The organism is Streptomyces sp. NPDC085481 (assembly GCF_044541845.1).
Lineage (GTDB): Bacteria > Actinomycetota > Actinomycetes > Streptomycetales > Streptomycetaceae > Streptomyces.
Genome location: NZ_JBITTJ010000013.1, coordinates 180,399 through 203,186 on the forward strand (window position 1 = coordinate 180,399; position 22,788 = coordinate 203,186).

At 71.2% G+C, this 22,788-nt stretch carries 21 protein-coding genes and 2 pseudogenes; 12 read left to right on the forward strand and 11 right to left on the reverse strand.

Features of this window, described 5'->3' with window-relative positions:
- Window positions 1–18 precede the first annotated feature (18 nt).
- Window positions 19–894: a potassium channel family protein gene (locus tag ACIGEZ_RS25825; protein ID WP_399835049.1), complete on the forward strand. Its 876-nt coding sequence runs from the start codon at window positions 19–21 to the stop codon at window positions 892–894.
- A pseudogene (locus ACIGEZ_RS25830) lies at window positions 885–1,154 on the forward strand (DUF4389 domain-containing protein); the annotation flags it as partial. The gene ACIGEZ_RS25825 and the pseudogene ACIGEZ_RS25830, both read left to right, overlap by 10 nt.
- Here the strand turns inward: ACIGEZ_RS25830 and ACIGEZ_RS25835 are convergent.
- The 8 genes from ACIGEZ_RS25835 to ACIGEZ_RS25870 form a co-directional block, all read right to left on the reverse strand.
- Window positions 1,136–3,877: a cation-translocating P-type ATPase gene (locus tag ACIGEZ_RS25835; protein ID WP_399835052.1), complete on the reverse strand. Its 2,742-nt coding sequence runs from the start codon at window positions 3,875–3,877 to the stop codon at window positions 1,136–1,138. The pseudogene ACIGEZ_RS25830 and the gene ACIGEZ_RS25835 overlap by 19 nt on opposite strands.
- Window positions 3,870–4,460: a hypothetical protein gene (locus tag ACIGEZ_RS25840; RefSeq protein ID WP_399835054.1), complete on the reverse strand. Its 591-nt coding sequence runs from the start codon at window positions 4,458–4,460 to the stop codon at window positions 3,870–3,872. The genes ACIGEZ_RS25835 and ACIGEZ_RS25840 overlap by 8 nt, the downstream gene beginning before the upstream one ends.
- A 50-nt stretch (window positions 4,461–4,510) precedes the next feature.
- Window positions 4,511–5,014: a flavodoxin domain-containing protein gene (locus ACIGEZ_RS25845; protein ID WP_399835056.1), complete on the reverse strand. Its 504-nt coding sequence runs from the start codon at window positions 5,012–5,014 to the stop codon at window positions 4,511–4,513.
- The gene (locus ACIGEZ_RS25850; protein ID WP_399835059.1) at window positions 5,011–5,469 is read right to left on the reverse strand and encodes an Hsp20/alpha crystallin family protein; all 459 of its coding nucleotides are present in this window, start codon (window positions 5,467–5,469) and stop codon (window positions 5,011–5,013) included. The genes ACIGEZ_RS25845 and ACIGEZ_RS25850 overlap by 4 nt, the downstream gene beginning before the upstream one ends.
- A gap of 217 nt (window positions 5,470–5,686) precedes the next feature.
- Window positions 5,687–6,100 carry a CBS domain-containing protein gene (locus tag ACIGEZ_RS25855; protein ID WP_399835061.1) on the reverse strand — a complete coding sequence of 138 codons (414 nt, stop codon included), beginning with the start codon at window positions 6,098–6,100 and terminating at the stop codon, window positions 5,687–5,689.
- Between the two features lie 243 nt (window positions 6,101–6,343).
- Window positions 6,344–8,746 carry a phosphoenolpyruvate synthase gene (gene ppsA, locus ACIGEZ_RS25860; RefSeq protein WP_399835063.1) on the reverse strand — a complete coding sequence of 801 codons (2,403 nt, stop codon included), beginning with the start codon at window positions 8,744–8,746 and terminating at the stop codon, window positions 6,344–6,346.
- A gap of 128 nt (window positions 8,747–8,874) precedes the next feature.
- Complete coding sequence (locus ACIGEZ_RS25865; protein ID WP_399835066.1) at window positions 8,875–9,885, reverse strand: universal stress protein; 1,011 nt, start codon at window positions 9,883–9,885, stop codon at window positions 8,875–8,877.
- Window positions 9,882–10,787, reverse strand: a complete 906-nt coding sequence (locus tag ACIGEZ_RS25870) for a universal stress protein (RefSeq protein WP_399835069.1) — start codon at window positions 10,785–10,787, stop codon at window positions 9,882–9,884. Before ACIGEZ_RS25870 ends, ACIGEZ_RS25865 begins: the two co-directional genes overlap by 4 nt.
- A gap of 222 nt (window positions 10,788–11,009) precedes the next feature.
- Here ACIGEZ_RS25870 and ACIGEZ_RS25875 point away from each other — a divergent pair, with 222 nt between their 5' ends.
- Window positions 11,010–11,867, forward strand: coding sequence for a universal stress protein (locus ACIGEZ_RS25875; RefSeq protein WP_399835071.1), 858 nt, complete (start codon window positions 11,010–11,012; stop codon window positions 11,865–11,867).
- A gap of 195 nt (window positions 11,868–12,062) precedes the next feature.
- Here the strand turns inward: ACIGEZ_RS25875 and ACIGEZ_RS25880 are convergent, their stop codons facing one another.
- Entirely contained in the window at window positions 12,063–12,770 is a 708-nt protein-coding gene (locus ACIGEZ_RS25880) for a helix-turn-helix domain-containing protein (RefSeq protein ID WP_399835074.1), read from the reverse strand.
- A complete protein-coding gene (locus ACIGEZ_RS25885; protein ID WP_399835077.1) occupies window positions 12,767–13,669 on the reverse strand; it encodes a universal stress protein in 903 nt (300 codons plus the stop codon). Before ACIGEZ_RS25885 ends, ACIGEZ_RS25880 begins: the two co-directional genes overlap by 4 nt.
- Window positions 13,670–14,036: 367 nt before the next feature.
- On the opposite strand from ACIGEZ_RS25885, the gene ACIGEZ_RS25890 reads away from it, so the two are divergent.
- A complete protein-coding gene (locus ACIGEZ_RS25890; RefSeq protein ID WP_399835080.1) occupies window positions 14,037–14,639 on the forward strand; it encodes a CBS domain-containing protein in 603 nt (200 codons plus the stop codon).
- A 43-nt stretch (window positions 14,640–14,682) separates the two neighbouring features.
- On the opposite strand, the pseudogene ACIGEZ_RS25895 reads toward ACIGEZ_RS25890, so the two are convergent.
- Window positions 14,683–14,910, reverse strand: a pseudogene (locus ACIGEZ_RS25895) (DUF1918 domain-containing protein); the annotation flags it as partial.
- 202 nt (window positions 14,911–15,112) lie between these two features.
- Here ACIGEZ_RS25895 and ACIGEZ_RS25900 point away from each other — a divergent pair.
- The 8 genes from ACIGEZ_RS25900 to ACIGEZ_RS25935 are packed head-to-tail and all read left to right on the forward strand — an operon-like array spanning window position 15,113 to window position 22,784.
- On the forward strand, window positions 15,113–15,790 hold the full coding sequence (locus tag ACIGEZ_RS25900) for a CBS domain-containing protein (RefSeq protein ID WP_399835082.1): 678 nt from the start codon (window positions 15,113–15,115) through the stop codon (window positions 15,788–15,790).
- Entirely contained in the window at window positions 15,787–17,589 is a 1,803-nt protein-coding gene (gene acsA, locus ACIGEZ_RS25905; protein ID WP_399835085.1) for an acetate--CoA ligase, read from the forward strand. Before ACIGEZ_RS25900 ends, acsA begins: the two co-directional genes overlap by 4 nt.
- Window positions 17,589–18,653: a pyruvate dehydrogenase (acetyl-transferring) E1 component subunit alpha gene (pdhA, locus tag ACIGEZ_RS25910; protein WP_399835088.1), complete on the forward strand. Its 1,065-nt coding sequence runs from the start codon at window positions 17,589–17,591 to the stop codon at window positions 18,651–18,653. The genes acsA and pdhA overlap by 1 nt, the downstream gene beginning before the upstream one ends.
- Window positions 18,650–19,660 (forward strand): alpha-ketoacid dehydrogenase subunit beta, encoded by a 1,011-nt coding sequence (locus tag ACIGEZ_RS25915; protein WP_399835090.1) that lies wholly within the window; start codon window positions 18,650–18,652, stop codon window positions 19,658–19,660. Before pdhA ends, ACIGEZ_RS25915 begins: the two co-directional genes overlap by 4 nt.
- 1 nt (window position 19,661) lies before the next feature.
- On the forward strand, window positions 19,662–20,984 hold the full coding sequence (locus tag ACIGEZ_RS25920) for a 2-oxo acid dehydrogenase subunit E2 (RefSeq protein WP_399835093.1): 1,323 nt from the start codon (window positions 19,662–19,664) through the stop codon (window positions 20,982–20,984).
- Window positions 20,981–21,250: a phosphopantetheine-binding protein gene (locus ACIGEZ_RS25925; protein ID WP_399835095.1), complete on the forward strand. Its 270-nt coding sequence runs from the start codon at window positions 20,981–20,983 to the stop codon at window positions 21,248–21,250. Before ACIGEZ_RS25920 ends, ACIGEZ_RS25925 begins: the two co-directional genes overlap by 4 nt.
- Window positions 21,250–21,930 carry a CBS domain-containing protein gene (locus ACIGEZ_RS25930; RefSeq protein WP_399835097.1) on the forward strand — a complete coding sequence of 227 codons (681 nt, stop codon included), beginning with the start codon at window positions 21,250–21,252 and terminating at the stop codon, window positions 21,928–21,930. Before ACIGEZ_RS25925 ends, ACIGEZ_RS25930 begins: the two co-directional genes overlap by 1 nt.
- Complete coding sequence (locus tag ACIGEZ_RS25935) at window positions 21,927–22,784, forward strand: universal stress protein (protein WP_399835100.1); 858 nt, start codon at window positions 21,927–21,929, stop codon at window positions 22,782–22,784. The genes ACIGEZ_RS25930 and ACIGEZ_RS25935 overlap by 4 nt, the downstream gene beginning before the upstream one ends.
- The last annotated feature ends 4 nt before the right edge of the window (window positions 22,785–22,788 follow it).

A 22,788-nucleotide genomic window follows, 5' to 3' on the forward strand; every position in this document is an offset into this window, starting at 1 on the left:
GTAATGACGTGGCTTCCGATGCTCACAGGCGCTTTCCTGGTGCTGTTCATCCTCCGGGACCTCTTCCACACCCTCTGGCACCCGACCCGCCACGGCGGTCTCAGCAGGCTGGTGATGAGGTCCGTGTGGTGGCTGTCGGCCCATCTCGGCGAGCGGTGGCGGTCGGCCGGTCTCGCCGGCCCGATGGGCATGGTGACGGTCCTCGCCGTCTGGGCGCTCACGGTGGCCGTGGGCTGGGGTCTCATCTACTGGCCCCACATGCCCGAGGACTTCTCGTACGCCACGGGGCTTGCCCCCGCCCAGCACGCGGGTCCGGTCGATGCCCTCTATGTCTCCCTGGTCACCCTGGCCACGCTCGGCCTGGGGGACATCGCGCCGGCCTCGGGCTGGCTGCGTGTGCTCGCCCCGATGGAGGCGCTGGTTGGCTTCGTCCTGCTGTCGGCGACCGTCGCCTGGATCCTCGGCATCTACCCGGCACTGGCCCGCCGCCGGGCGCTCGCCCTGCGGCTGTCCCACGTGCGGCGCAGCCGGGTCACCGCCGAGGCGCTGGACTCCGACGGGGGTGCCGCGCTCCTGGACGGTCTCGCCTCGGCCCTCTCCACCATCACCGTCGACTTCATGCAGTACGCCGAGTCGTACTACTTCTACGACGGGGACGAGAACACGTCCTTGGCCGGCCAGCTCGGCCATGCCGTCGGTCTGGCCGACCAGGCTGCGGAGGCACGTCATCCGGACGTCCGGCTCTCCGCATCGGTGCTCCGCACGGCTCTGGAGGACCTGGCCACCGTGCTCGACGAGCGATTTCTGCGCACGGAAGAAACACCTGAGCACGTCTTCAGGGCCTACGCCCACGACCACGGACGCTCCGCGCTCCTGACCCTCCGGTGGCCGTGAGCGCCGAGCTGGAGACCCCACTGTCGCGCTGGCTGTGGCTGGTCAAATGGATCCTGGTGATCCCCCACTGGATCGTGCTGTTCTTCCTCCGGGTCGCGTTCTTCGTCGTGACGGTGATCGCGTTCTTCGCCATCCTTTTCACCGAGCGCTTCCCACGGGGCCTGCTCGACTTCAACCTCGGCGTGCTCCGCTGGTCCTGGCGCGTGTCGTACTACTCGTACGGCGCCCTCGGCACCGACCGCTACCCGCCCTTCCGCCTCGACCAGGGCGGGACCGAGACGGCCGGGGCCGAGCGCGCCGCGGATGCGGGCTGACGTCGCCGCCTGGCGCGCCGCAGCTCGTCCGTGCCCCACACCACGACCGGGAAGGTCGCGATGAGCAGGACGACGTCCAGAGGAAGTGCGGCTGTGCCGAAGAGGTGCTGGAGCGGGGGCGCATAGACGAGCGCGGCTGTGAAGGCGAGCTCGAAGGCTATACCGGCGAGCAGCAGCGGGTTCGAGAACAGGCCGATGTCGCGCAGCGCGGCGTGATCGGTGCGGGCCGCGAGGGCTGTCCCCACCTGGCACGTGACGATGCCTGCGAAGGTGGCCGTGGTGGCCGTCACGTAGGCGTGGTGCAAGGGGCTGCCCGTGCCCGTGAGATCGCCCGGCTGCCAGCCCGCACGCCACAGCACGTAGAAGTAGCCCGCCATGACGAGGGCCGCCGACACCAGCCCCAGGTAGCCCCAGCTCCGGATGAGCATGTCGCGGGAGATCACGCCCTGGTGCCGCGGCCGGGGAGGCCGCTGCATGATGCCGGGCTCGGAGCGTTCCCGGCCGAGGGCGAGGGCGGGCAGGGTCTCGGTGCCGAGGTCGATGGCGAGGATCTGCAGCACGGTGAGGGGCAGCGGTACCGCGCCGGCCGAGAGCGCGAAGACGAGGAAGGGCACGATCTCCGGGGTCGCGTGGGCGAAGATGTAGACGATGAACTTGCGGACGTTGTCGTAGACCCGACGCCCGGACTCGACCGCGGTCACGATCGTGGCGAAGTCGTCGTCCGTGAGCACCATGGTGGCGGCCTCCCGGGCCACATCGGTGCCCGAGCGCCCCATGGCCACCCCGATGTGCGCACGGTGCAGCGCGGGGGCGTCGTTGACCCCGTCGCCTGTCATGGCCACGATCCGGCCGTGCGCCCGCAGGGTGTCAGCCACCTTGAGCTTCGTCTCGGGCGAGGAGCGGGCGAAGACGATCTCGGCGTCGCCGTGCACAAGAAGCTGGTCGAGCTCGTCGTCGCCAAGCGACTCGGAGGCCGAGACCACGTGGAGACGGGGCACCCCGATGCCCACTTCCCGGGCGACCGCCGCTGCGGTGGCTCCGCTGTCCCCCGTGACGATGTGCACGCGTACCCCGGCCTCGTGGCAGCGGCGCACGGCCTCCGCCACCTCGGGGCGCGGCGGATCGTACAGGCCGACGAGGCCGAGCAGCGTCAGTCCCGACTCGGCGTCCTGACGTCGTGACGGCGGCTCCGAGCCCGGCGGCAGGTCGCGTACGGCGACGGCCAAGACCCGCATGCCGCTCCGGGCCAGCTCCTCAGCCGCCGAGCGGGCGGCGTCCGTGGCGGAGCCAGGACGAACACGGGCCAGGACCGTCTCGGGCGCTCCCTTGGCGACGACCCGGAGACGCCCCGTCGCCTCGTCGTCCTGCACGACGGACATCAGCCGCAGCCGCGGATCGAAGCGGAACAGTCTGCGCCGTTCCGCGTCGCGCCGGGCGAGATCCACCGGCGCCTCGCGGTCGGCGGCCCCGACGACGAGGGCAGCCTCGGTCGGATCTCCGTGCAGCTCGCCCTCCTCCTCGCGGGTGACGGTGGTGCAGAGGGCACTCGTCCGTACCAACTCCTGCGCCCAGGGCCCGGGTTCCGCGCCATGACCGGCGGTCCAGAGGGATCTCAGGCGCATGCGGTTGCGGGTCAGCGTGCCGGTCTTGTCCGTGCAGATGACGCTCGTGGAACCGAGCGTCTCCACGGCACTGAGCCGCTTCATCAAGGCACCCTCCCGCGCCAGCGCGCGGACGCCGACGGCCAGGGCCAGCGTGATGGTCGGAAGCAGACCTTCGGGGACGTTGGCGACGAGCAGCCCTATGGCGAACATGAGGGAGTCGGTCACCGGCAGCCCTACGGCCACCCCGACGAACAGGAACAAGGCCCCCATCCCGGTCGCGACTCCGGCGATGAGCCAGGCGACCTTCTTGACCTGTCGCTCCAGCGGGCTCGCTTCGCGCCGGGTCCGCTGGCTGAGGGCGGCGATGCGGCCGAGTTCGGTGTGGTTGCCGGTGGCGAACACGATGGCCCGAGCCTGTCCCTCGACACACGTCGTCCCACTGAAGACGAGGTTCGGCTCCTCCAGCAACGGGGCGCCGAGGAGCCCGGACGCAGCCATGCGTTCGGCGGGGACGGACTCCCCTGTGAGCATCGACAGATCGACTTCCACTCCCCCTTCGGTGACGCGTGCGTCGGCCGGTACCTTGTCGCCCTCTTCCAGGAGAATCACATCGCCCGGCACCAGGTCGCGGGCCTCCACGGTGAGGGGCCGGCCGTCGCGTACAGCGAGGGCGTGCTCGGGCAGATAGCGTGCGAGGGTCTCCACCGCGCGCTCGGCCTGGCGCTCCTGAAGCAACGCGAAGGCCGCGTTGACGGCGATCACCGCAAGGACCGCCCAGCCGAGCACCCCGAGATCGGCGACGAAGGCCAGCGCGGCGGCGGCCCAGAGCAGCAGGGCGAGGGGGTGGACCAGCTGCCCGACCAGCTCCCGCGCGAAGGAGGAACGAGCCTTGCGCCGTACCTCGTTGGGCCCGTGAACGGCGAGCCGGCGGGCGGCCTCGCGAGCGGACAGCCCATCCGGCCCGGTGGCGAGCTCCCGGCGCAACCTGGGCAGGGGCTCACTGGGGTCGAAGGGCAGCACCCCGGCGGGTGTGGCGGCTCGCCCCGTGGCTGCGCGGTCAGTCATCGTCGGCCCCAGGGGCGCTCCCCCGGCGGAGTCGGCCGGACCATACGGGTTCGACCAGTTCCCACTCCTTCTCCCAGGCCGCGAGCCGGCGGCTTTCGGTCCCCCGCCGTACGAGGGCGAGAGCGCCGACCCCGATCGCTCCGACGGCGGCCGTGGCGGCGCTACCGCCCGCGAGTGAGGTCAGCGCGCGGTCGGCGGCGCTGCCCGGGGGGCGCGCGGGGGTGCCGGCGTCGTCCACCCAGATCGTCACGGTGCGGCCCTGGGGCGTCCGAGGAGGCACGGGGATGCTGCCGGACCGCCGGGCGTTGTCGGGCTGTTCCCAGACCGCAGGTGCGACGGACTTCGGCGTCGCTCCGTAGCGGGCGACCGCGGGCGGATCCTTGGCCGGTCCGGTGGTGGTCGCCTGCACCTGGTGGCGGTGCGCGGCGAGTTCACGGTCGGCCTTGGCTCCGGCGTTCCACAGCATCCCGGCCGCCACCGCGCCGCAGATCAGAGAGATCAGCAGGACGAGGACCAGGGTGGCGCGCCTTGCAGGTCTCCTGGGCGGGGTGATCCCGCTCTCGGACGGCTCGTTGTGGAGCATGCCGCACCTCCCGAAGGGAGTGGACCTCGCCGGACTGTCGCCCACCCGATTCAGTCGGTGGAGCCGAGTTCCGTTCCGATGTGGTGGGCCCACGCCCGGATCCGTTCCGGATTGCGGAAGTCACCGCCCTTGCCGCGGCTCACCATGTGTCGGGCGACCGGGTCCGACGTCTCGGCTGTCACGGCGCCACCGAAAGTCATGTGCTCCCGAGCACCGAGCTTCCTCATCCGCCGGGCGACCCCGCGTACGGGCGGGATGTCGTGCTCGTCCGCTGACCTGTCCACAGGGCCGCTGCTGAAGAGCCACAGAGGCCGGTGCCTGAGTTGTTCGGCGTTACGTCGCGCACACCGGCGGGCCTTGCCGGTCCAGTGCCCGGCATAGAGAGCTCCTCCGAGGACGACTCCGTCGTAGCCGCTGACATCGGTGACGGTGTCGGCCGGCAGGACGACAGCATCGAAGCCGTCGTCCCGAAGCGTCTGGCCGATCTCTTCCGCGATTCCGGCGGTCGCGCCGGCCTTGCTGCCGTAGGCGACCAGGACTCGCCTGGCGTTCATGATTCCCCGCCCTCGGCCGGCTTGGCGGTGCGCTTCACAGGAATCGTCCGCACGGTCGTCGTCTCCTCCTCGTCGGGCATCGGGACGCGGACGGTGAGGATGCCGTCCGCGTACGACGCCTCGACGTCGTCGGCCGGGATCGTGCCCGGAAGACGCACGGTCCTGCGGAACGAGCCGTAGCGGAACTCCGAGTGCTCCTTGTCCTCCTTGCTCTCGCTGTGCTCCGCGCTCACCGTGACGAGGTTGTCGTCGACGGTGATCGTGATGTCGTCGGGGTCCATCCCCGGCAGCTCGGCCCGCAGCACGTACTCGCCGTCACCGCTGGACACCTCCACCGGGATGGAGTGTGCGGCTGTGGCGGGGCGCCATCCGGGCAGCCCGGGGAACTCCCGGCCGAACCAGGTGTCGAAGTCGGGGAAGAGGCTGTGCCTGCGTTCCACGTGGTGTCCGGTCATCGTTCTGCTCCTCGTGTATGGGGCCAAGGACGGCGCCGTGGACCCGAGTCGGTGGGGACGGGGGCGGATCGGGTCGGGGGCCCGGTCCGGCTCCGTATCCCCATCGTCCGCCCGCGAGGCCAGGTGACGCAGCGTCCAAGAGGGCTCTTCGACGGGGCCGAACGGGCCCTACCTGGAAGGACCGACCGGCCCACGTTGCGCCACGTAGCCGGTGCGATCAGCGACAGATCTCCTCGACGAAGTGGCCCACCCGTTCCTCCGGCAGGTGCCGGGCCAGGTCCGCCTCACTGATCATGCCGACCAGGCGATGGTCGTCGATCACGGGTACGCGGCGGATGCGGTGGTCCTGCATGGTGCGGAGCACCTGCTCGCTGTCGGCGTCCGCGTCGACCGTGATCGGCTTGCCCTGAGCGAGGTGCCCGGCCGTCATGTGGTGGGGGTCCTTGCCCTTGGCGAGGCACTTCACCACGATGTCCCGGTCGGTGATGATGCCGTGCAGCCGGTTGTCCGGCCCGCAGATGGGCAGCGCCCCGACGTCCAGTTCGCTCATGAGTCGTGCCGCGTCCGTCAGGCTCTCGTTCTCCTGCACGCAGCTCGCACCGGTGTGCATGATTTCCCTTGCGGTCGTCATGGCCGCGTCCTCCTTTCCTGCCCCCTGCTCGTGATCCGGCCGATTCGCCGTGTGTTCAGAGGAAGAGCGTCGACACCCTGATGGTGTGCACTGGGCGCCTGGGACGCCCGTTCGCCCCCTCCGCGGGCAATCTGTGGCTCCTGGGGCCACCGCGCCGCGTGTCCGTGGCCGCCGCCTGCCGACGGAACCGGGCCGACGACTCGATGTCCGGGGCCACTCGGCGCCGTGTCTTCCTCGGCACGGTCACCGCCCCCTTCGTCCGGCGCCGGTCTCCAGCGTCGCCTCAGCGTCGGCCACGAGCCGTTTCACCGCCGCGAAGCTGTCCGGCGCCACGGAGATGGAGTCGAGACCGGCGTCGACCAGGATCGCGGTGAACGCCGGATCGTCACTGGGCCTCTGCCCGCACAGTCCGACAGGGCGGCCGACGGCGTGGGCGCGGGCGGCGAGCATCTGAATGCTGCGGACGACGGCGGGGTCGCGCTCGTCGAAGACGTGGGCCAGGGACTCGGAGTCGCGGTCGACCCCGAGGGTGAGCTGGGTGAGGTCGTTGGTGCCGATGGAGAATCCGTCGAAGCGTTCCGCGAAGTCCTCGGCGAGGATGATGTTGGCCGGTATCTCCGCCATGACGTAGACGCGCAAGCCGTTCTCACCCCGTACGAGTCCCTCCTCCGCCATCACCGCGAGCACCTGGTCCGCCTCTCCGAGTGTCCGGCAGAAGGGGATCATGACGACCACGTTCGTCAGTCCCATCCCGTCACGGACCCGGCGCAGCGCACGGCATTCGAGGGCGAACCCCTCACGGTAGCCGTCGCTGTAATAGCGGCTGGCCCCGCGCCAGCCGATCATGGGGTTGGCCTCCTCGGGTTCGAAGGGCTGGCCGCCGAGCAGTTTGGCGTACTCGTTCGTCTTGAAGTCGCTGGTGCGCACGACGACGGGTGCGGGCCAGCGAGAGGCAGCGATCCGGGCGATGCCATGGGCCAGGCGCTCGACGAAATACTGTCCGCGGTCGAGGTACCCCTCAGTGAGCCGGTCGATCACATGACGGTCCGCGGGCTCGAGCCGTTCGGGGTGCAGCAGAGCCATGGGGTGGACCTTCACCTGGTGGGCGACGATGAACTCGAGACGCGCGAGGCCCACTCCGTCGGCGGGGAGCCGCCACCAGCGGAACGCGGCTGAGGGGTCAGCAAGGTTGAGCATCACCCGGGTGCGCGTGGCAGGCAGCTCCGCGAGGTCGGTGAGGATCTCCTCGTACGCGAGCAGGCCCTCGTAGACCCGCCCGCGCTCGCCCTCGGCACACGAGACGGTCACCAGCCCGCCGTCCTGCAGGATCCGGGTCCCGTCTGCCGTTCCGACAACGGCGGGGACGCCGAGTTCGCGGCTGACGATGGCCGCGTGCGAGGTGCGTCCGCCGTGATCGGTGACGATCGCCGATGCCCGCTTCATGACCGGTTCCCAGTCCGGGTCGGTGACCCGGGTGACGAGGACCCCGCCCTGCGGGAAGCGGTCGAGGTCGACGGGGGCGTCCAGGGCCACGACGGGTCCCTGGCCGATCGCCTCGCCGACCGCAATGCCCTCCACGAGGGGATCGCCGGGAGCGGCGGTCAGGCGGCAGCGGCGCAGGGTCGTGGACCGTCGGCGGGACTGCACGGTCTCAGGGCGCGCCTGGACGATCCAGAGTTCCCCGGTGAGGCCGTCCTTGGCCCATTCGAGGTCCATCGGGCAGCCGTAGTGTTCCTCGACAGCGGCCGCCCAAGCGGCGAGCTCGCGGATCTCCGCGTCAGCGAGGACCCGTTGGTTCCGCTCGCCGTCGGGGGTGTCGACCGTCCGTGTGAGCCCGGTGTCCGCGTACACGGTCTTCAGTCGCTTGGTGCCGATCCGCATATCGATCACCGGGTCCAGGGCGGGGTCCTTCAGGCTGGGCTTGAACACGGTGTACTCGTCGGGGTCGACACGGCCACTGACGACGGTCTCGCCCAGGCCCCACGCGGCACTCACCACGATCACCTCGGGGAAGCCGCTCTCCGGGTCGACGGTGAAGGCGACCCCCGCGCCGGCGAGGTCGGAGCGGACCATGAGCTGGACGCCGATGGACAGGGCGACGGCGAGATGGCCGAAGCCCATCCGCTCGCGGTAGTCGATCGCCCGGTCCGTGAACAAGGAGGCATAGCAGTGACGGCACGCCTTGAGGAGCGCATCGGTGCCGCGGACGTTCAGGAACGATTCCTGCTGCCCGGCGAAGCTCGCCTCGGGCAGGTCTTCGGCCGTCGCGCTGCTGCGCACGGCCACCTCGGGCGCAGCCCGGCCGCTCTCCTCGGCCAGCCGCTCGTACGCGGTCAGGATGGCGTCCCGCAGAGGCCGGGGCAGTGGCTGCGCGAGGAAGAGCGAACGGATGCCCGCCCCGACCTCGGCGAGCGGGGCGCCTTGGTGCAGGCGGCCGATCTGCTCCTCGACGGAGTCGCGCAGTCCCCGGCCGGCAAGAAGTTCCTCGTACGCCTCGGCGGTGGTGGCGAAGCCCGGCGGCACGCGTACACCCGCGGAGCGGAGCCCGTTGGTCAGCTCTCCCAGCGAGGCGTTCTTGCCTCCCACCCGGCCGATGTCCGAGCGGCCCAGCTCCGTGAACGGTACGACGCGTCGTGTCGGTCCCATGGCATCCTCCGTGGCTCTCGAGCGTCCTCAGTACGGGAGCGGTCGGCCGGACGGGGTGCGCAGATCGAGCGGGCTCGGCCTGCGGGGCTGACGGGGCCGGGGGCTGATCCGGATGCGCTGCATGATGCTCACCTCTCCGGGGAACCGGGGGACGGACCGGGGTGGTCCTCTCGCCCCACCGTCCCGCGTAGAGGTCGTCGCGCCCCAGTGCCGAGCGGGTCAGCGGGCGAGGGCCGGTCGATCGAACCGGAACGGGACCGGTCGGCCCATGCCGGGTCGCCGTTCAGCCCCTCGCGATGGGGGACGGGGACGGTGATCACGGGACACGTGGCGCGGTGCAGCAGGCCGTGGACCGTCGAACCCAGCCGCATGCCGGAGTACCCTCCACGACCCCTTCGGCCGACGATCAAGGCAAGGGACTCCTCGGACACCAGGGCGAGTTGCTCGACCGGGTGTCCCCGAAGGACCTCTTGGGAGACGGCGACGTCCGGATACCTCACCGCCCACCCCGCAACCGACTCGGCCAGCAGCCGGCGGCGCTCCGCGAGACCCTCGTCGAGATCGTCGTGGGTGAATACGGAAGGGGGCCAGACCCAGACGGCGCGCACGCGTGCCTCGCGCAGGCTCGCCTCCTCGACGGCGAAGGCGACCGCGGCCTGTGAAGCCTCGCTGCCGTCCACGCCGACGACAAGGGTCGGTGGGTGCACGGCAGCGTGCTCGGGTACGCGGACCACGACGACGGGGCAGGGGGCCCGCGCGGTGAGCGGGACGACCACGGAGCTCTCGCTGAACACCTCGGCCGCCCTGCCGAGACCGCGCGAGCCGACGACGACGAGTGCCGCGTGCGCCGCCCTGTCACGGAGCACACTCGCCGGCACGCCGTTCACGCGTTCCGTCGCGATCCGCAGACCGCCGTGGAGTTCCCGTACGAAGTCCTCCGCGTTGGCGATCGCCGACTCCGCGCGGATGCGCAGCGCGCTCTGGTGGGCCAGCACGTCGTACCGCAACCCCTCGTGAACGGGCGGTACGACGACGACCAGACGGAGCGCCAGCCCCCTTCGTACAGCCTCGTCGGCGGCCCAGACGAGAGCGGGGATCGGCTGCTCCCGGGGGTCGACTCCGAGCAGGATCTCGTTCACGTCTCCTCGACCCGGGTGGCGAAGGAGGGTGGGACGATCTCCACCGGGCAGTGCGCGTGGTGGAGCAGGACGTGGGCGACCCGCCCCAGGGACGGACCTGCGCCCAGGGCGCGGTGTTCTCTGCCCATCACGAGCAGATCGGTGTGGGCACTCGCCTCCACCAGGATCCCGGGCGTGCTCGTGCCCGTCTCGACGTGATGGCTGACGACGAGCTCGGAGTAGAAGTCACGCACGAGGTCGGCGAGCGCCTTGACCTCCTGAACGCGCTGCCGCGCGATCTCGTCGAGGTCGTCCAGCATGGTCGCGACACTGCCGACGTGGGTGAGCAGGTTCCAGACGCTCACCAGCCGCAATGCCGCCTTGCGGGCGTCCGCCTCGGCAGCTGCGACGAGCAGCCAGCCCAGATCCGAAGCGCCGTGCACCGCTGCTGTCACCGAGCCCGACGCGGGACGATCGCCGTCACCACGGACCACGATCACGGGTACGTCGGAGCGGGCTGCCACGCCCAGACCGACGGATCCGAGCATGAGCGCCGAGAAGCCACCGAGCCCTCGGTTGCCCACCACGATCGTGCCCCGGTTGCCGGCGGCCGCCCGGAGGCCCGCGACCGGCTCCCGACGGCTCAGCTCCTTGGTGATCTTGAGGTCCGGGAAGTCTTCCTGGACCGCGCTCGCGGTCTCGGTCAGCAGGTCGCGGCCCGCTTCACGCACCGCCTGGAGCGTCTCGGCATTCGCGTAGACGGCCCTGCGGTCGGTGTCGGCGGCATGCACGAGATGCAGGAGCCGCCCTCGGCGGTCAGCCTCAGCCGCGGCCCACAGCACGGCCGTGCGCCCGGTGGGGGATCCGTCGACTCCCACGACGACGTTGCCGAGCTCCGGTCGGGCGGGGGTCTTGCTGCTCATGGTTCCTCCTCCGGGGTACGCCCGAAGCTCGGGAACACGTCCCGAAGGGCGACACCTCCCACGCTGGCACCGTGGTGGGCCCCTCGGGATGGGCCGTTCGGCCCCGATCGAGACCTGCCCGGCCCTGCTGCCCGGAGCAAGTGGGGCACCAGCCTGAAGTCGAACGTCACGTCCGATCCGGACCCCGGACGGAACGGAGCGGACACCCTGAGGAGGCACGTCATGACACCCCAGGTCACCGTCGGTCTTGACGGCTCGAAGGAAAGCCTCGCCGCCGTGGGCTGGGCGGCAGCGGAAGCAGTGTTGCGCGAAGTGCCCCTGCGACTGGTGCATGTGGAGGAATGGCCGAACACCCCGGAGGCCCCCCTGCCGTACGCCCGCACCTTGGCCGAGCGGGCCGAGAGTCTGTTGCGGAAGGAGGCCGACCGGGCGCGGAAGGACCATCCGGGCCTGGAGGTGCTCACGGAGCGTGCGCGGGGCCGGGCGGCCGAGGAACTGACAGCCGCCGCGAACGAGGCGGATCTGACGGTCCTCGGTTCGCGCGGGCTCGGTGGCGTCCGCGGATTCATCGTCGGCTCGGTCTCGCTCGCCGTCGTCGGCGCGGCGCGACAGCCGGTCGTCCTCGTGCGCGCGGAGGAGGACCACTCGGCTCCCGAAGGCGGAATCGTGGTGGGCGTCGACATCTACCATCCGTGCGAAGCCCTGCTCGCGTTCTCGTTCAACGAAGCCGCCCGCAGGGGCATGCCCCTGCGGTTCCTGCACAGTTGGACGCTTCCCGCCTCGTACGGTTACGCGGCCGTCATGGACCCGGGGATCGGCGAGGAGCCGGGCGACCACCTCCTCGGGGGTCTGGACGACCTGTTGGAACCGTGGCAGATGAGGTACGCGGGCGTGGACGTAGCGGCCCCGGCGGTGATGGGCTCGGCCGCGTACCAGCTGGTCGAGGCGTCACAGACCGCGCAACTCGTCATCGTGGGACGCCGGAGCCGGAAGGTCCCCCTCGGCGCGCACCTCGGCCATGTCACCCACGCGGTCATCCACCACAGCCCCGCGCCGGTCGCCGTCGTCCCCTTGACGTGAGCGGACGGCAGCGACTCGGCTTCGACCGCTCATTGATGGCCGCCGTCTCCCTCGGTGCCCTGCAGATGTCGGCTGCGCCTCGTCCTCGGCCGTGTCGGCGGGTGCACGAGGTCCCACGGGTACGGGCGTACGGGCACGCCGCCCCACAGCGGATACGAACCCGCCCGGTACTCAGAGACCACGTGCGGGCGGCTTTCAGTCAGCAGACCCGGATGGCGTGCCGGGCGCGCCCGGTACCACGATGCGCCGCCCGGTAACCCGGCGCGGTGAGAGCGTCACCACGGTGTCTCTCCCGTTCCCCGCCCATGGCGCCGAGTGGACAGCGTCCTTGATCCTCCGCACCTCACTCTCCTCCGACACCGTGCGTACCGGACCTACAAGGAGCACGCTCCAGCCCTGGCTGAAGGCTTCGTCCATGCGGTCCTCCTCGAAGGCGACCTCCGCGCCGGACGCCGAGGCGCGCGCGAGGGACGAGTCCGGAGCAGTCATGAAGACGATGTCCCCGTCGACGACCTGGTAGTTCACGGGGATCACCATCAGCCCGTCCCGTCCTTCGACGGCGACCCGGCCGACGCCGTGGCCGTCGAGCAGCTCCCAGCACTCGGCCTCGCCGATCTCCTCCATGCGTGCCCGGTAACCAGCGCGGGCTCGTCCTGCCGCGAGGTCCGCCGTATAGCCGGTGAGATCCTGGACAGTGGTCTCCAGAGCGTTCGCGAGCCGGACCAGGAACTCGATCCCCGGAGTGGGCACCTGCTCCTCCACGTAGGCGATGTAACCGGGCGTCGAGCCTGCCCGTTCTGCCACGTCCTCCAAGGACAGCCGGAGTAGGGCGCGCCTGGACGCGACGCGGCGGCCGAGGTCGCTCGTGGCGTGCGGGGCGTGCGGGTCACGGGCCGCGTTCATGACCGGTCTCCTTCCATGGTCTGCGGGCCGCGCCGAGGAACAACGGCGACCGGACATGAAGCGTGGTGCAGGACGCGGTGGGCGACCCTGCCAAGCTCCAGACCGACGAGACCGTCACGGCGCCGGGCCCCGACGACCAGCAGGTCGGCGGCGGCTGACCGCTCGGTCAGCACTCTGCGGGCGGGGCCCTCGACCGTGGTCCTGCGCAGGCGCACCCCAGGATGTTGAGACGCCGCGGCCTCAAGGGCCTTGTCGAGCAGCTCGGCGGACCGTTCCGCGAAGTGAGCTCCACCGTCGCCAGTCAGCAGCGGGTGGTCGACCGGCTCATGGGCCGGCCGTCGCCAGGTGTGAACGACGTCGAGTTCCGCGTCCCGGACCGCCGCCTCCCGGAAGGCGAACCGCACGGCCGGCGAGTCCACGTCGTGGTCTCCTAGGCCGAGCAGGACGCGCCCGTGGCGTGCCTCCAGAGCGTGCCGGTCACCACGGACGACGACGACCGGGCAGTGGGCCCGGGCGGCCACGACGAGGCCGACGGATCCGAGCAGAAGATCGGCGAACTCGCCGCGCCCGCGGGACCCGACGACGAGGATCGCGCCCTCCTGCCCCTCCCTGAGCAGCGCGGTGGACGCGTCCTCGGCCAGGACGTCCGTGGTGACGTGGAGGTCGGGTGCGCGGAGCCGGGCGCGTTCGGCCGCGACGCCTGCGATGTTCTCGGCGAAGATCTGTCCTGAGGGTCGGTCCGTTGTCCAGGCCGGCACGACTCCTTCGTACCGTTCCCACAGCGAGGCGTGGACGATCCGCAGGGGAAGCTCGTGCCGTACCGCTTCGTCGACCGCCCAGTCCAAGGCCGTGAGACTGGCGTCGGACCCATCGACTCCTACCACCAGGGGCGATTCCATCGTGCCCACCGCCTTTCGGGGTCGTGAGGTGGCCTGCTGCCACGCTCGCACCGCGGTGGAGTGTCGGGATAGGGCCGGTCGGTCCCGGGCGCGGACCGCCCGGACCGCGGAGGGCGAGCGGAGACGCGGAGACACGGCAGGAGGAGGGGCCCATCCGCTTCTCGCGGATCCTGATCGCGCGGTGCGCGGCTCGAAGCCGCTTCCCCGCGTCCTTCGGGCGAGCCCCTCCTCACTTTCAGGAGAACACCGGTCGACCGTCGGCGCCAGGGCAGTCCGGGTACCGACCTACCCCTTTCGGCCCTTTCGTCCGACGCTCGGCGGCGGCACCCTCGCATCGACAGGACCCGCAGGAGTACGGAGGCCGGCCATGAAGCACCCACGTACGGTCGACGACGTGATGACCCATGCCGTGGTCTCCGCCAGGCTCGACGCACCGGTCAGGGAGATCGCTCAGTCCATGCGGCGCTGGGGCGTGAGCGCGGTTCCCGTGCTGTCGGCCGAGGGTCGGGTGGTCGGCGTGGTGTCCGAGGCGGACGTACTCGCCAAGGTCCCGGGCGAGGACCGGGGGGACGGAGCGGGATCGGTGACGGCAGGCAGCTTGATGTCGTCGCCGGCCGTCACCGTTCCGCGCGGTGCCACGATCGCGGGGGCCGCGCGGCTGATGGGGCGTGGGCATCTCAAGCGGCTACCCGTCGTGGACGAGGACGGCCGTCCGGTCGGTGTCGTCAGCCGGAGCGACCTGCTCAAGATCTACCTGCGCTCCGACGCCGAACTCGCGGAGGAGGTGAGGCACGAACTCCTGACGCACCTGATCCCTGAAGGCGACGCAGAACTGACCGTGCGGGTCACCGACGGCGCGGTGACGCTCGCCGGACGCCTGCCACAGTCCGTACCTGCGGATCTGGCCCTGCGGCTGACCCGGGCCGTGCCCGGAGTCGTGGACGCGGCGGCGGAGTTCACGACCGCGTAGCGTCCTTCGCGCGTGCGGCCTCCTTCGTGTCATGCGGCGGAAAGTGCTGGACCCGCGCGTCCGGGCCCGGGAACACCAGAGTGACCCGGCCCGTGTCCGACCATCGGACGTCGAAGGGTGGGGTGCCGTCCTCATGGTGCAGCCCGACGATCTCACCATCACGCCCGTCGTCCCCGACCGTGGCACCGCCCACGACCAGCCGGTCGCCGACGCGAGCCCAAAGCCCGGCGCGGGGCCTCTCCTGACCTTGTCGTGTTCCTGTCGCGGTCATGGTTCTCGCCTCCCGGCGCGAGCGCCTGGGCTGCGGCCATTCCGGGACCGGCGCTCTCGCGTTCCACCCTGCGTCCCGGCCGGCCGGCCGCCATAGGGGCCAACCGTCCCGGATGGGGACCATTCGGCACTGCCCCGGGGTGGGGTGCGCGCAGCAGGGTGAGAACTACCGGGGCCGCCGCTTCCCGTGAAGGAGGACCGCCATGCAGCACCGCACGGTTTTCGAGGTGATGACACACGACGTGGTCACCGCCGCCCCAGGGACCCCGTTCAAGGAGATCGCCCGGCTCTTCGCCGAACACGACGTCTCGGCGGTCCCGGTCGTCGACGCCGACCGACGCCTGCTCGGCGTGGTCTCGGAGGCCGATCTGCTGCGGGCCACCGCCGAGCTTCCCGACCTGGAGGGCCGTTGGGCGGGCGTCAGGATGCTGTCACAGGAGCGAGGGCTTCCTGATGCGGAGACAGCCGCCCAGCTGATGACCTCGCCGGCTGTCACGGCACAACCGAACTGGAATCTCGTCGAGACGGCCCGGACGATGCACCGCAAGGGAGTGAAGCGGCTTCCTGTCGCCGACGAGACCGGCCGTCTCGTCGGGATCATCAGTCGCAGCGACCTGCTGCGGCCCTTCCTGCGCAGTGACACCGCCATCCGTGACGAGATCGAGCACGACGTCCTGGCCGGCACGCTGCGCCTGGCTCCCGACTCGCTCCGTGTGAGCGTCGACGACGGAGTCGTGGGGTTGACAGGCCGCGTCGACGAGCGCGCCGACATCCCCGTGATCGTACGGCTCTGCCGCTCGGTCGACGGCGTCGTCGCCCTGCACGAATCGATCGAGTACACCTACGACAACCTCGCGCTTGACACGGAACGACCGCGATGAACGCGCGATGGGTGGCACCCGTCATGCCGGACTACGAGAGCGCCCGGGCCACGTTCTCCTGGCGACGCGAGCGGTCCCGGCTCGCCGGGCTGCCGGACGGCGGCATCAACATGGGCTACGAGGCGGTCGACCGGCACCTGCACGAGGGCCACGGTGAGCACGTCGCTCTGCGCTGCATCGGACGTGACGGATCCGTGTCGACGATGACTTTCGCCCGGCTCGCCGCCGAGAGCTCCCGCTTCGCACATGTGCTGGAGTCGCTCGGCCTGGAGCGCGGCGAGCGGGTGTTCACCCTGCTCGGCCGCCGGTTGGAGCTGTACAGCACGGTCCTCGGAACGCTGCGTGCCGGGCGAGTCCTGTGCCCCCTGTTCACTGCCTTCGGCCCCGAACCCGTCGCACTGCGCATGGAGTTGGGCAATGCCCGGGCGCTGGTCACGACCCGGGAGCTGTACGAGCGCAAGGTGGCTCCGGTACGGACCCGGCTTCCGCACCTGCGGCACGTCCTGCTCCTCGACCCCGGGCCCGACCCGCCTCCGGACACACTCTCCTTCCCCGCGCTCACGGACGCCGCGCCGGACGAGTACAAGGTGGGACCGACCGATCCGGCGGAGCCGGCGCTTCTGCACTTCACCAGCGGCACGACAGGCACGCCCAAGGGCGCGATACACGTGCACGAGGCGGTCCTCGCCCATCACGTCACCGCCTCCTACGCCCTGGACCTGCACGAGGGCGACATCTTCTGGTGCACCGCCGATCCCGGCTGGGTCACCGGCATGTCCTACGGCATCATCGCCCCGCTCACCCACGGAGTGACGACCGTCGTCGACGAAGGGGAGTTCGCTGCCGCCCGCTGGTACGGGATACTCGCCGACCAGCACGTGACCGTCTGGTACACGGCGCCCACCGCGCTCCGTATGCTCATGCGGAGTGCACCGCGCAACGGCGACCAGACGCCTGCCGAGCGGCATGACCTCTCCGCGCTCCGGTTCGTCGCCAGTGTCGGCGAGCCGCTCGATCCGGAGGCCGTGCACTGGGGCCGGGAGGCGCTCGGGCTTCCGGTCCACGACACCTGGTGGCAGACCGAGACCGGTGCCATCATGATCGCCAATTTCGCGGCCGATCCGGTGCGGCCCGGTTCGATGGGCCGACCGCTTCCTGGTATTGAGGCTGCCGTTCTGGCGTGCGGCGAGGACGGCCGTGCCGCGGTCACCGGCGGGCACGTCCAGATCCTCCAGGAGCCGGGTGCCCAGGGCGAGCTCGCCCTACGGGCGGGCTGGCCGTCGATGTTCCGCGGCTACCTCCACGAGCCGCGCCGATACGAGGCGTGCTTCGCCGACGGGTGGTACCTGACCGGCGACCTGGTCAGCCGCGACGCCGGCGGCTGGTACTGGTTCGTGGGCCGGGCCGACGACGTCATCAAGTCCGCGGGGCACCTCATCGGGCCGTTCGAGGTGGAGAGCGCCCTCATGGAGCATCCGGCGGTCGCCGAGGCCGGCGTCATCGGACGGCCCGACCCGCTGGCCGGCGCGATCGTCAAGGCGTTCGTGCTGCCGCGCGCCGAGTATCCGCCCGACACCGAACTGCGGCGCGACATCATGGCGTTCGCCCGTCGGCGCCTCGGCCCGGCCGTCGCCCCCCGGGAGATCGAGTTCGTCGAGGACCTGCCCCACACCCGCAGCGGAAAGGTGATGCGCCGCCTGCTGCGGGCCCGAGAACTGGGCCTGCCCGAGGGCGACGTGTCGACGCTGGAGACACCTGAACCGGCCCAATCGACCAGGCCCTCAGGGAAGGAGCCGTGATGGCCACCGCAGATGGCCGCACGTCCGCCAGGACATCCCAGACGAAGCGCCCCCGTCGCGCTCGGGGACCCGCGACGCCCGCCCTCACCCCTGCGGCGACCCACGACCTGGACCTGCTGCGGCAGATGCTGCTCATCCGGCGCTTCGAGGAGCGGTGCGTCGAGCTGTACAGCGCGGCGGCGATCCGGGGCTTCGTCCATCTGTACATCGGCGAGGAGGCGGTGGCGGTCGGCGTCCACCAGGCCCTCGACGAAGCGGACGCGGTCGTCTCCACGTACCGCGAACACGGCCACGCGCTGGCCCGTGGGGTACCGCCCGAGGCCGTGATGGCGGAGATGTACGGGAAGAGCACCGGGTGCAGCCACGGCCACGGCGGCTCCATGCACCTCTTCGACGCCGGCCGCCGCTTCTACGGCGGCAACGCGATCGTCGGCGGCGGGCTGCCGCTCGCGGCCGGTCTGGCGCTTGCCGACCGGATGCGCGGAGAGTCCCGGGTGACCTGCTGCTTCTTCGGTGACGGGGCCTTCGCCGAGGGCGAGTTCCATGAGACCGCCAACCTGGCAGCGCTCTGGGGCCTGCCCGTGCTCTTCGTCTGTGAGAACAACCTGTACGCGATGGGGACGGCCCTCGCCCGCGAACACGCCCAGACGGACCTGGCGCTGCGGGCCGCTTCGTACGGCATGGCGGCGTGGGCCGTGGACGGCATGGACGTACACGCCGTGGAGAAGGCTGCACGCGGGGCGGTCGAGTCCATCCGCGCCGGCAGCGGACCGCACTTCCTGGAGATGCGGACGTATCGGTTCCGCGCGCACTCGATGTACGACCCGGACCGCTTCCGGCCCAAGGACGAGATCGAGGAGTGGAAGCGACACGACCCGGTCACGGGCCTTGCCGACGGCATGCGTGCGGCCGGCCTCCTCGGCTCGGCCGCGCTGGAGGCCCTGGAGCACGAGGTCATGGAGGAGATCGACCGAGCCGTCCGAGCGGCCGAACGGGCTCCCGAGGAGCCGGCCGAGGACCTGCTGCTCCATGTCACCGGCCGACCCGAGGAGGCTCCGTCATGAGCACGCGTACGCGACCAGGGGCGCATCCCGACAACGGCACCACCACGTACAGGGAGGCACTGAGGGAGGGTCTGCGTGAGGCCCTGGCGTCGGACGACCGGGTCTTCCTGATGGGCGAGGACGTGGGCCGCTACGGCGGCTGCTTCGGGGTGAGCCTCGGTCTCCTGGAGGAGTTCGGCCCCGAGCGTGTCCGGGACACGCCCCTGTCGGAGTCCGCGTTCGTCGGAGGCGGGATCGGCGCCGCGCTGGCCGGGATGAGGCCGGTCGTGGAGATCATGACGGTCAACTTCAGCCTGCTGGCCCTCGACCAGATCCTCAACAACGCGGCCACCCTGCGGCACATGTCCGGAGGGCAGCTCGGTGTGCCGCTGGTGATCCGGATGACGACGGGCGCGGGACGGCAGCTGGCCGCCCAGCACTCCCACAGCCTCGAAGGATGGTACGCGCACATCCCCGGCCTCCGCGTCCTGGCGCCGGCCACCATCGACGACGCCCGCCATGTGCTGTCCGCAGCGCTGGCCGACCCCGACCCGGTGCTCCTCTTCGAGCACGGCAGCCTGTACAACGCGGCCGGAAAGCTCGACCCGGCGCTCCAGAAGGTCGACCTGGATCGCGCGGCCGTCCGCCGCGAGGGCACCGACGTCACAGTCGTCGCGTATGGCGGTTGCCTACCCAAGGCCCTCGAAGCCGCGGAGGAACTGTCGGGCGAGGGGATCAGCGCGGAGGTTGTCGACCTGCGGACGCTGCGGCCCTTGGACGACGCCACGATCGTCGGCTCGGTCCTACGGACCCACCGGGCCGTCGTGGTCGACGAGGGCTGGCGGAGCGGCAGCCTGTCCGCCGAGATCGAGTCACGCATCTGTGAGCAGGCGTTCTTCGAACTCGACGGACCCGTCGAGCGGGTGTGCAGTGCGGAGGTTCCGATCCCCTACGCCCGACGGCTGGAGGAGGCGGCACTCCCCCAGCCGGCCGGAATCGTGGCGGCGGCGCGCCGGGCGGTGAGCTGAGATGGCCGAGTTCACGATGCCCTCGCTCGGAGCCGACATGGACGAAGGCACGCTCTCCCAGTGGCTGGTGCACCCGGGCGACCGGGTGACCCGGGGCGACGTCATCGCCGTGGTCGAGACCGCCAAGTCCGCGATCGAGGTGGAGTGCTTCCAGAGCGGTACGGTCGAGGCCCTCCTCGTCGACGAGGGCACCACCGTGCCCGTGGGCACCCCGCTGGCACGCATCGGCACGACCGCCGAAGGCCCGCCTGTCGAAAGCCCGCCGACGTCGACGCCCCTGGTCCGGCGAATCGCCCACGACAGGCACGTCGATCTCGCCGCCGTCCATGGCTCGGGCCCGGGAGGCAGGGTCACCCGCGCGGACGTGGAGCACGCGGAACCCGAACACGCACCGGCACCAGCACCAGCACCAGCACCAGCACCAGAGCGCGACAGGAGCGCGCCGACGGCACGACCCACGAAGCCGGTACGCGTCGACACGTCGATCGGGCGGCGTCCCGCTCCGCCGCGCGTGAAATCCTCACCCCTCGCGCGGCGGCTGGCCACGGAACTCGGCGTCGACCTCGCCGAGGTGACCGCCACGGGCCGGGGCGGCACCATCCGCGCGCAGGACGTCCGTTCGGCGGCGGCCGCCGAGAGCGACGCACCGCGGCCGGCCGTCCCGGATGCGGCACGAGGGGCGACCGCCCGGCTCATGAGCCGATCCAAACGGGAGATCCCGCACTTCTACCTCTCCACGACCGTGGACATGGCGGCGGCCCTGGAATGGATGCACGCCCGCAACCGCGAACTGCCGCTGTCCGCCCGCCTGGTCCCCGCCGCACTCATGTTCAAGGCCGTCGCGCTGGCAGCGCGGAAGGTGCCCGAGCTCAACGGGCACTGGGTCGACGACGGCTTCGTCCCGGCGGATGAGGTACGGCTGGGGGTCGCCGTCTCCTTGCGGGGCGGTGGTCTCGTCGCCCCGGCCCTCGCCCACGCCGACACGCTCTCCGTCGCCGAGATGATGGCCGCGCTCAAGGACGTGGTGGCACGGGCACGGGGCGGACGGCTCCGAGCGTCGCAGACCGCCGATCCCAGTCTCACCGTCACGAACCTCGGCGACCAGGGTGTCGAGACGGTGTTCGGCGTCGTCTACCCCCCGCAGGTCGCGCTCGTCGGCCTCGGCCGGATCGTCGAGCAGGCGGTGGCCGTCAACGGCCTGCTGGGAGTACGGCCCGTGCTGACGGCGACGCTGTCCGCCGATCACCGAGCCGCGGACGGCGCCACCGGCGCCCGTCTCCTGACCGCCCTGAACAGGCTCCTGCAACAACCGGAGGAACTGTGAACCACGACCAGGCAAAGGCGTTCGTCCGGCAAGCCGTGCAGCGTGTCGTCCCCGGCGCCGACTTCACCGGACTCGATCCGGGCGTGCCCCTGCGGGACACGTTCGAGATGGATTCGCTGGACTTCCTCGAGTTCGTCGAGGCGCTCGCCGAACTCAGCGGGACCGAACTCACCGAGGACGACTATCCGGCCCTCGACACCTGGGACGGCTGTGCCGCTCGCCTGGTGGGCGAGGCACACGCGTCCGCGCAGGGAAGGAGAGGGTAATGCGTCATCGCACGATCGGCGAGCTGATGACCCGTAAGGTGGTGAGCGTCCGTGGCGACGCCCCGTTCAAGGAGATCACCCGCACACTCACGCAGCACCAGGTGACCGCCGTTCCCGTGGTGGACGGCGGGGGCCGAGTGCTCGGGGTGGTGTCGGAGGGGGATCTGCTGCGTAAGACCGCCGACCAGGCCGCCACACCGGGTGACCTGCCGGCCGTTCCGTTCGTAGAGGCGTGGGAGCGGGCGAAGGCCGAGGGGACGCGCGCCGAGGAGCTGATGTCCGCACCCGCGGTGTGCGCCCGGCCCGAGTGGACCGTGGCGGAGGCGGCGCGGCTGATGGAGGTCCAAGGGATCAAGCGGCTGGTCGTCGTCGACGACGAGGAGCGGCTGGTGGGCATCGTGAGCCGCCGCGACCTCCTGGGCATCTTCCTCCGCCAGGACGACGACATCCGCCGGGAGATCGTCGAGGACGTACTCGGTGACACGCTGCGTCTCGAACCGACCGCCCTCGACGTCGAGGTGCACGACGGGCGGGTGGAGCTGAGCGGCAGGCTGCCCTTCCGGGGCATGATCCCGGCGATCGAGCGAATGTGCGCCATGGTGGACGGCGTGGTCTCGGTCTCCCGCACCCGGCTCGTGTACGACTTCGACGACACCAAGCGAGGAGGTGGACGGTCATGACGCGGAGCATCGTGGTCGGCCTGGACGGCACAGAACAAGCGAACGCCGCCGCGGAGTGGGCGGCCGAGGAGGCACAACTGCGCGGCACCGGCGTGCATCTCGTGCACGCGAAGGAACCAGTGCCGGAGGCCCTTCTGTCACGCGTGTCGCGGGAATCCGAGGAGGCGTGGGGCGAGGAGATGATGGCGCGCACCGCCGGTGGACTGCGCGGGCGCCATCCCGGCCTGTCGGTGACCACCCAGCTGCTGCCCACGGGTCCGGTACCGGGGCTCGTCGCCGCGGCTGAGGGGAGCGAGCTGCTGGTCCTGGGCTCGCGGGCGCTCGGAAGCGTGGCCGGTTACCTGCTCGGCTCGGTGGGCCTCACGGTCGCCGGTGCCGTCGAGCGGCCCGTCGTGCTGGTCCGGGCTGTCAGCGGGGCGACCACTCCACAGGGCCCCGTCGTGGTCGGGACCGACGCGCGGCAGCCCGTGGACGCCGTCCTCGGCTTCGCCTTCGACGAAGCCGCCCGGCGGCACACCCCGGTGCAAGTCGTGTACGCACAGCAGCTCCCGCTGTACGCGGGACTGGGACCCGCCATGGTCCCGGACCTCCGCCCTGCCCTGGCTCCGGAGATCAAGCATTCGCTCGAGAAGCTGCTGGACCCCTGGCGCGCGAAGTACCCCGACGTCGCGGCAGCCGCCCGCGTGGTGGTCGGATCGGCCGGCCTCGAACTGGTCGGGGCCGCCCGGGACGCCGCGCTCGTGGTGGTGGGTCGGCGTACTCGTCATGCGGCTCTGGGCGCGCACATCGGCAGCGTGGCCCACGCGGTGCTGCACCACAGCCCGGCGCCTGTGGCCCTCGTGCCCCACACCTGAGCTC